The organism is Pseudomonas sp. SJZ077, assembly GCF_007993905.1.
GTDB classification, from domain to species: domain Bacteria; phylum Pseudomonadota; class Gammaproteobacteria; order Pseudomonadales; family Pseudomonadaceae; genus Aquipseudomonas; species Aquipseudomonas mandelii.
This window is the reverse complement of record NZ_VIUJ01000003.1, coordinates 325820-333535: the sequence shown is the minus strand read 5'-3', so window position 1 is coordinate 333535 and position 7716 is coordinate 325820. Positions and strand designations below refer to the sequence as shown.

The 7716-nt window shown below is 56.2% G+C and carries 5 protein-coding genes; 3 read left to right on the top strand and 2 right to left on the bottom strand.

Going from position 1 to position 7716, the window contains the following annotated elements:
* Positions 1-172 precede the first annotated feature (172 nt).
* Positions 173-2488: a TonB-dependent siderophore receptor gene (locus tag FBY01_RS08515; RefSeq protein WP_083375039.1), complete on the bottom strand. Its 2316-nt coding sequence runs from the start codon at positions 2486-2488 to the stop codon at positions 173-175.
* A 205-nt stretch (positions 2489-2693) separates the two neighbouring features.
* On the opposite strand from FBY01_RS08515, the gene FBY01_RS08510 reads away from it, so the two are divergent.
* The gene (locus FBY01_RS08510) at positions 2694-3374 is read left to right on the top strand and encodes a Fe2+-dependent dioxygenase (RefSeq protein WP_010463447.1); all 681 of its coding nucleotides are present in this window, start codon (positions 2694-2696) and stop codon (positions 3372-3374) included.
* Positions 3371-4147: a tetratricopeptide repeat protein gene (locus FBY01_RS08505; RefSeq protein ID WP_145307008.1), complete on the top strand. Its 777-nt coding sequence runs from the start codon at positions 3371-3373 to the stop codon at positions 4145-4147. The genes FBY01_RS08510 and FBY01_RS08505 overlap by 4 nt, the downstream gene beginning before the upstream one ends.
* A 75-nt stretch (positions 4148-4222) precedes the next feature.
* Here the strand turns inward: FBY01_RS08505 and FBY01_RS08500 are convergent, their stop codons facing one another.
* On the bottom strand, positions 4223-5386 hold the full coding sequence (locus FBY01_RS08500; protein WP_010463443.1) for a type III PLP-dependent enzyme: 1164 nt from the start codon (positions 5384-5386) through the stop codon (positions 4223-4225).
* A gap of 854 nt (positions 5387-6240) precedes the next feature.
* On the opposite strand from FBY01_RS08500, the gene FBY01_RS08490 reads away from it, so the two are divergent.
* Positions 6241-7710: a DUF2599 domain-containing protein gene (locus FBY01_RS08490; RefSeq protein WP_238706146.1), complete on the top strand. Its 1470-nt coding sequence runs from the start codon at positions 6241-6243 to the stop codon at positions 7708-7710.
* The last annotated feature ends 6 nt before the right edge of the window (positions 7711-7716 follow it).

Genomic DNA, 7716 nt, shown 5'->3' with positions numbered 1-7716 from the left:
GAGGCGAAATCTCCCACAGTCTGTACTGCGTCAACAGTCAGAATCGAGCCTTGTCCCTCCTCCTCCCTTCAAGTCCTACCATACAAGCGAGCCTGCTCGCGAAGGCTGTAGCCGTCGCCACAGATGAGGTGCGGCAACCATCCATTCGCGAGCAGGCTCGCTCCTACATTGATCAGAAGTGGAAGTTGGTGCTCAGCAATGCCGTGCGGCCAGCCGCCTGGTTGGCGAAGTGGGTCGAGAAGGCTTTGTCGTAGTAGGTTTCGTCGGTCAGGTTCTGCACGTTCAGTTGCAGATCGACGTTTTTGCTCAACTTGTAGGCAGCCATTGCGTCGTAACGAACATAGGACTCGACCATGGTGGTGTTGGCCACGCTGCCGAAGACGTCGTCGACATAGAACGCACCACCACCGATGGTCAGCTTCGGCGTGACCTGATAGGTCGTCCACAGGCTGGCACTGTTTTTCGGGGTGTTCGGCAGTTCGTTGCCATCGTTGGCTTTACCCAGCGGGCCGCCGTCGACTTGCTCGCTGTCCATGTAGGCGTAACCGGCGAAGACTTGCCATTTTTCGGTGATCTTGCCGCTGGCCGACAATTCGATGCCCTGCACGCGGGTTTTACCGGCGTTTTCATAGGACGTGGTGTCGACCTGGACGCGGGCGTTGTCTTTCTCGGTGCGGAAGATATCGGCGGTCAACGACAGGCGATCGTTCAGCAAGTCCCACTTGGTGCCGATTTCGTAGTTCTTGGTGGTTTCCGGCTCCATGTCGCTGCTCAGCAGATTGCCGTTGCGATCCGGCGTGCCGCCCAACGGGTTGCCTTCCTGACCTTCGCCCAGCGTGTTGCCCGGTGGCGTGGCGGAGGTGGCGTAGGACGCGTAGATGCTGCCGTTTTCGGCCGGTTTGTAAACCACGCCGAACTGGCCGGTCACGAACTCGCTGACGTCATCCCCTTTGGACGTGGTCACGCTGGATGCGTTGTAGGTTTTGTATTTGGTGTCGAAATGGTCGTAACGCAGGCCCATGTTCACCAGCCATTGCTCGGACAACTCTAGGGTGTCGAACACATACAACGCGTAGGTATCGGACTCGGTATCAGTGCCGGCGTAGTTCCGCGAGATCGCACCGTTCCATGGGTCATTCGGGTTCGGGTTGGCCAGCGAGGTGCAGTTGTAGCCGCTTGGCGCGCCGATCAGTGCCGGCGAGCAGTTGGTGGTCGACGCCGCGGTTCTCGGGGTGGTGTCGACGTTGACGTTGTACGAGGATTTCTGGCTTTCCTCGCGGCTCAGCTCGATGCCGGTGGCGAAGCTGTTCTTGAAGCCCGCAATGTAGACGTCACCAAACAGATCGGTCTGGTTCGTGGTGGTCTCGGTGTTGCTCACGCGGGTGTTGGCCCGGCGCCAGACGCTGCCGTTGTTCACGTTGCCCTTGCTGTCGTCCGGCTGGGTCAGGATGTAATCCTGCATGCTGCTGCCGTGGCGCAGGGTGTTCTTGACGGTCAGCGCATCGCTCAGGTCGTGCTCGATGGCAAAGGTTGCCGTGTCGGTGCGGCCCTTGCGGAAATCGCGATCCAGCCCGTAGAAGTTGCTGTGATCGCCGCCGGCGAACGGCTTGTCCGGATTCGACTTGGTGCGGGCGGCGGAACCTGCGACAGGGATGGTGTACGGAATGCCCGAGTCTGGCGTGTCGTTGCTTTCCAGATGGTAGTAATCGAGGTTGACCCGGGTGTCGGTGCCCAGGCCGAATGCCAGCGACGGCGCGATGCCCCAGCGGTCGTAATCGACGCTGTCACGGCCGGCGACATTGCTTTCGTGGCTCATCAGGTTCAGACGGCCAGCGGCGGTGTCGGTGAACTGGTAGTTGCCGTCCAGGGTGTAACGCTGGGTCTGGTCCGAACCCCAGGTAAAACCACCGTCGAACGAGTCGCCCAAGTGGGCCTTTTTGCTCACCAGGTTAATGCTGCCGCCCGCCGCGCCACGGCCGCCAATGGCCGAGTTCGGACCTTTGCTGACTTCGATGGACTCTACGGCGAAGATCTCGCGGCTCTGCGAACCGGTGTCACGCACGCCGTCCAGATAGGTGTCGCCCTGAGCGTCGAAACCACGAATGAACGGACGGTCGCCTTGTGGGTTTCCACCTTCACCGGCACCAAAGGTGATGCCCGGAACGGTGCGCAGCGCATCCTGCATATTGAGGGCGCCGGTGTCCTTGAGCACTTGCTGCGGGATGACGGTGACCGAGCGCGGTGTGTCCACCAGCGGTGCGGTGTACTTGGGCGAGGAGGCTTTTTCAACGTTGTAGGAAGTCGCATCCTGGGCTTCGCCAGTGATGGAGGTCGCCCCCAGGGAAATCGCATTGCCCGGCGCTTTTTCGTCGGCCTTTTCGGCTGCGAAAACCATGTGGCCGGCAGAACCGGCCGTGATCGCCACGCCAATTGCAGACGCGAGCAAACGCGGTGAACTGACCGGTAAATGTGAGTGTTGGCGTGACATGTGAATTCCCCTCCCCAAGGATTTGAGGCCGCGGAATATAGGGTAGACGCGTATTTGTATCAATTGCGAAACGTTACTATTCGCGAGGAATTTACATTCTTTACAATTTGACCTTACGGTTTTTGATGATTCGTTCGTCGCGGGGTTTTACACAGTCAATAAGAATCAATACCATTGCCGCCTCTTTACCTCCAGGTGTCCTCCCATGCTGCTGCACATTCCCGGCGTGTTCGCGAAAGAAGAAGTGCAGCGCATTCGCGAGGCTCTGGAGCAGGCGGATTGGGCCGATGGCAAAATCACCGCCGGCTACCAGTCGGCCAAAGCCAAGCACAACCTGCAGTTGCCTGAAGGTCATCCGCTGGCCAAGGAAGTGGGGGCGGCGATGCTTGAGCGGCTGTGGAAAAATCCGCTGTTCATGTCCGCGGCTTTACCGCACAAAGTGTTTCCTCCGTTGCTGAACTGTTACACGGCGGGCGGCAGTTTCGACTTCCATATCGACAACGCCGTGCGTCAGCCCAAGGGCGGTATCGAGCGGGTCCGCACCGACCTGTCGGCGACGCTGTTTTTCAGCGAACCGGAGGACTATGACGGCGGCGAACTGGAAATCCAGGACACCTTCGGCACCCAGCGCGTGAAATTGCCGGCCGGCGACATGGTTTTGTATCCCGGCACCAGTCTGCACAAGGTCAACGCCGTCACCCGCGGCACCCGCTATGCGTCGTTCTTCTGGACCCAAAGCCTGGTGCGCGAAGACAGTCAGCGCGCATTGCTGTTCGAGATGGACGGGGCGATCCAGCAATTGACTCAGGACATGCCCGATCACCCGTCGTTGATCCGCCTCACGGGCACATATCACAACCTGTTGCGTCGTTGGGTCGACGTATGAGTTTCCAATTGCGCCGCGAGGAAGTCCTCGACGGTGATTCGCTCAAAGCCATGCTGGAAGAAAGCCCCGCTCGTGCAGCCCAGGCGATTCTGATCGCTGCCCGTGAAAACATTCTCGATGCTCAAGCCTTGCTCGGGCAGATTCTGCTGGACGGGAATGGCATCGGGCAGGACCAGCCGCTGGCCGTGCGCTGGTTCGGGATTGCCGCCCGGCGCGGGCATCTGATGGCGCGCAACATGCTCGGTCGTTGTCATGAACATGGCTGGGGGTGTGCGGCAGACGCTTCGGTTGCCGCGCAGCATTATCGAATCGCCGCCGACGCCGGGCTGGATTGGGCGATGTACAACTACGCCAATCTGCTGGCGACCGGGCGAGGTGTGATGGAGGATCAGGTGCAAGCGCTGAGTTTTTATCGTCGCGCCGCAGAACTGGGCCATGCGAAGTCGATGAACCTGTTCGGTCGTTATCTGGAAGAAGGACGGGGCTGTCCGGCGGATCCGCAAGCTGCGCGTGAGTGGTATCGACGCTCGGCGGTCGGTGGTGATTTTCGTGGGCAGTTCAGTCATGCCGCTGTGCTGGCCGACGAGGGGCATATCGAAGAAGCGCTGGGTTGGTTACGCAAGGCGCGGGACGGCGGAAATATAAATTTCCTGCGGGTGGCGAGTCAGACGTTGTTGACTGCGCAGAACGGGCAAGTTCGCGAATTGGCTACCGATTACGCTCAGCGCTGCGCCGACCTTGAGCGGGAGCTCGTCCCCCTGCAAGCGCTGTAGAGTGCCGGGGGAGAGGATTTCAGACACAAAAAAGCCCATGACACGTCATGGGCTTTTTGATTGTCGCTTTAGCGCTTACAGGTAAAACGATTTCAACGGCGGGAAGCCATTGAATTCAACCGCGCTGTAACTGGTGGTGTAGGCACCGGTCGACAGCCAGTACAGACGATCACCGATGGCCAGGTTCAGCGGCAGACCGTACTTGTAGTTCTCATACATGATGTCGGCGCTGTCGCAGGTTGGGCCGGCGATGACCACTTCTTCCATCTCGCCTTTCTTCTCGGTCCAGATCGGGAACTTGATCGCTTCGTCCATGGTTTCGATCAGGCCGGAGAACTTGCCCACATCCGTATAAACCCAACGCTCGACGGCGGTACGGGATTTACGCGCCACCAGCACCACTTCACTGACCAGGATGCCGGCGTTGGCGATCAACGAACGGCCTGGCTCCAGGATGATTTCCGGCAGGTCATCACCGAAGTCTTCCTTGAGGAAACGGATGATTTCTTCGGCGTAGGTTTCCAGGCTGTTGGTGCGAGTGATGTAGTTGGCCGGGAAGCCGCCGCCCATGTTGATCAGCTTGAGGTGGATGCCGTCTTCTTCTTTCAGGCGTTCGAAGATCACTTTGACCTTGGCGATCGCCGCGTCCCAGACGCTGATGTCGCGCTGTTGTGAACCGACGTGGAACGAGATGCCGTAAGGCACCAGGCCCAGGTCGCGGGCGAGGATCAGCAGGTCCATGGCCATGTCGGTCTGGCAGCCGAATTTGCGCGACAAAGGCCAGTCAGCCGTGGTCGAGCCTTCGGTGAGGATGCGCACGTAGACTTTCGAACCCGGCGCAGCCTTGGCAATGTTGCGCAGGTCTGCTTCGGAGTCGGTGGCATACAGACGCACGCCCTTGTCGTAGAAGTAGCGGATGTCCTTGGATTTCTTGATGGTGTTGCCGTAGCTGATGCGATCCGGGCCAACGCCCTGGTTCATCACTTTGTCGAGCTCGTAGATCGACGCGATGTCGAAGTTCGAGCCTTTCTCTTTGAGCAGGTCGATGATTTCGACGGCCGGGTTGGCCTTGACCGCGTAGTAGACCTTGGCGAATTCGAAACCGGCGCGCAGGTCGTCATAGGCCTGGCTGATCATCGCGGTGTCGATCACCACGAACGGGGTTTCTTGTTTGTCGGCAAACGCCTTCATTTTGTTGAAGGTATCGCGCGCGAAATAGTCTTCGACGTTGATCGACATGCTGGGAACTCCTACTGGCAAACTGTAATTAACAATGGGTGCGAGGGTGTGTCATCAATGAAATCACTCGTGATTTCATTGATGACACACCCTCCTGAACGTCCTCCGTATCCCCACTTTGGTTCGCCTACTTCCCAAGGCATGTCGCCGAAAGCAAAAAGGCCACGGGAGGCGGTGCTTTCCCTTGGCCTTGCTGTCTCGTCGTCAGTACTTGAGCCGGATGGATCGTTTCCAGCATGGACGTTCGGCGCGAACTTTAGGGCGTGAGGGGCTTGAGATCAACAAAAAATGTCGCGTTTTTGCACGCTTCCGTCGTGCGGCCCTGGATAGCTACTGATGTAACCGACCTGCATGACAGTGTGATGTTCCCTTGGTAGGGAAATTTGAGGGGGGCAGCGGGATTTGTGGTGCGCCATCACGATTCTGCTCGCGAAGGCACTAGATCCGGCGACAGCAGGGTTGGCCGACCCTTAGGTACTTGCCCAAACACCGGTAACTCTCTAATTGTTGAGTTATCTTCATGCGGATCCCCTCCACGGAAACAAATTGAGCACCGCATAAGTAATGATCGTTTGAATATCTCTCTATAGTCGAAAAGGTTATTTAAACTTTCCGGGTGTTTCAAAAATGATATTAAAACCTGCTGTAACCTGTTGTTTGTGTCAGTAGATCGCTCTCCTCATCTATCCGATACTCCAGATCGAAAGCGAGTTGAAAATTTTGGTCGAATGGAATTCGCTCGTACGGTCATAGATGCATTGCCATTATTAGGGTGAGTACTTCCCTGCGCGTTTTAGTGTGTCGGATTTCGCACGTGTCATGCGTTTTCCTAAATAACGCAATGGGAGACTAATGTGTTTAATAATGTATTGTTAAAAGCGGCGCGCGTCACTTTGATGGTAGGAGTTGCCGCTGGCTCTCCTCTCTTGCAAGCAAGTCCCGGCACAGATACGGCAACGCTGATGGAGTATTGGTATCGTCTCACCGCCAGGGATTGTGGCAGCGGAAGGCTTGCATCTGACTGTTCCGGATTGATTCTTCGGGGGACGGACAGCAAAAAAGTATTCCGTCCATGGAATGCTGGTCCGAACTCGCATAACGCTGAGGCGGGTGGCAACGGTGTTGTTTCCAATGGAGGCGTGTCTGCTTCCTATCTGCGCAAGGACGCGGAATACGATGGTCTGGGTTTGCTTAAGTTTAATGGTTTTGCTTTGATACCTAATGATTTTATAAATGAAAATGACCAATTCAAAGTCACAGTGCTTTGTGCGTTTCCTATTGATGCCTGGACTTATAATCGAAACAATAACGGTTGTGGTGATTATTTTCAGGATGGCGACATCAACAATACCGTTGGTGTTCAAGAGGATTATTGTCAAAAGCTTAAGATCAGTAGCGCCTCGGGCTGGATGGCTTATTTTGATCGTCAGACCAAGGATCCGGATCCTATCAAGGCTCATCGATTTCAATGTGGGTTCGATACGACCGCAGATTATTTTGGAACGTTCAATAAGGCGGATGCTTTTAATGCCTTTATTGAAGGGCGGAAATTGATAGCCCATGATCCTGAAGAAAAAATCAGAGCTCAAACCACTCAGACGGAGTTGCGACTGCGCGTTTGGCCTGACGATAATTTTTGGAAAAGAGACTGGAACCTCAGCAGGACCCATTTTGATTCTCCCGACCCAGATGATACAAACCCGGCGACAGTTGCAAATCAGGTATTTAAGGCACTGCCTATCGCAGCATTTACGTATATCGGTGGCATCGACTTCGTTGAGACGAATGGCAAAAGCTTCGCGGGTCGCGCGCTCGCTCAGGATGACCAGCGTAGATGGAACGAGGAGATTCCATCTGGTAAAGGCGGCTGGAAACCAGTCATAAAAGTACAAATGCCGCGCACGATCGTCGAGGATGCCAAATTTGCCTATTACCCGGGCGATCAGGTCGTTGCACCGCCGGTCGACAATCGGTCCTGTGACAAATACATCGAGAAGGCTGTGTGGATTGACGACTACAAAGAGCCAGTGCTGGGAACCATCTCATCACTGACGGTGACACCAACCGAGTGCGGAAGGAAAGCCGGAGTGGGGAAAACAAATGTGGTATTTGCGGAATTAGCCAATCTGGCGGCTAACAATTCCAGTAAGGAATGGAATTTCGATCACATCGGCAGCACCATGCGCCGTCAACTCGCCTGTCATCTTGATTCCCCTGACATCGCCGCGAACAAGGCGACCTGGAGCCTTGAACCGCGTCGCCCGTACGTCGCTCATGAGGTAATAATGGAGCTGCAGGGTGACAATAAATGCAACCCTCACTAAGACGTT

Bases quoted from the DNA above. Each gene is read 5' to 3' on its own strand.
- FBY01_RS08515 (WP_083375039.1), bottom strand. From the start codon at position 2,488: ATGTCACGCCAACACTCACATTTACCGGTCAGTTCACCGCGTTTGCTC.
- FBY01_RS08510 (WP_010463447.1), top strand. From the start codon at position 2,694: ATGCTGCTGCACATTCCCGGCGTGTTCGCGAAAGAAGAAGTGCAGCGC.
- FBY01_RS08505 (WP_145307008.1), top strand. From the start codon at position 3,371: ATGAGTTTCCAATTGCGCCGCGAGGAAGTCCTCGACGGTGATTCGCTC.
- FBY01_RS08500 (WP_010463443.1), bottom strand. From the start codon at position 5,386: ATGTCGATCAACGTCGAAGACTATTTCGCGCGCGATACCTTCAACAAA.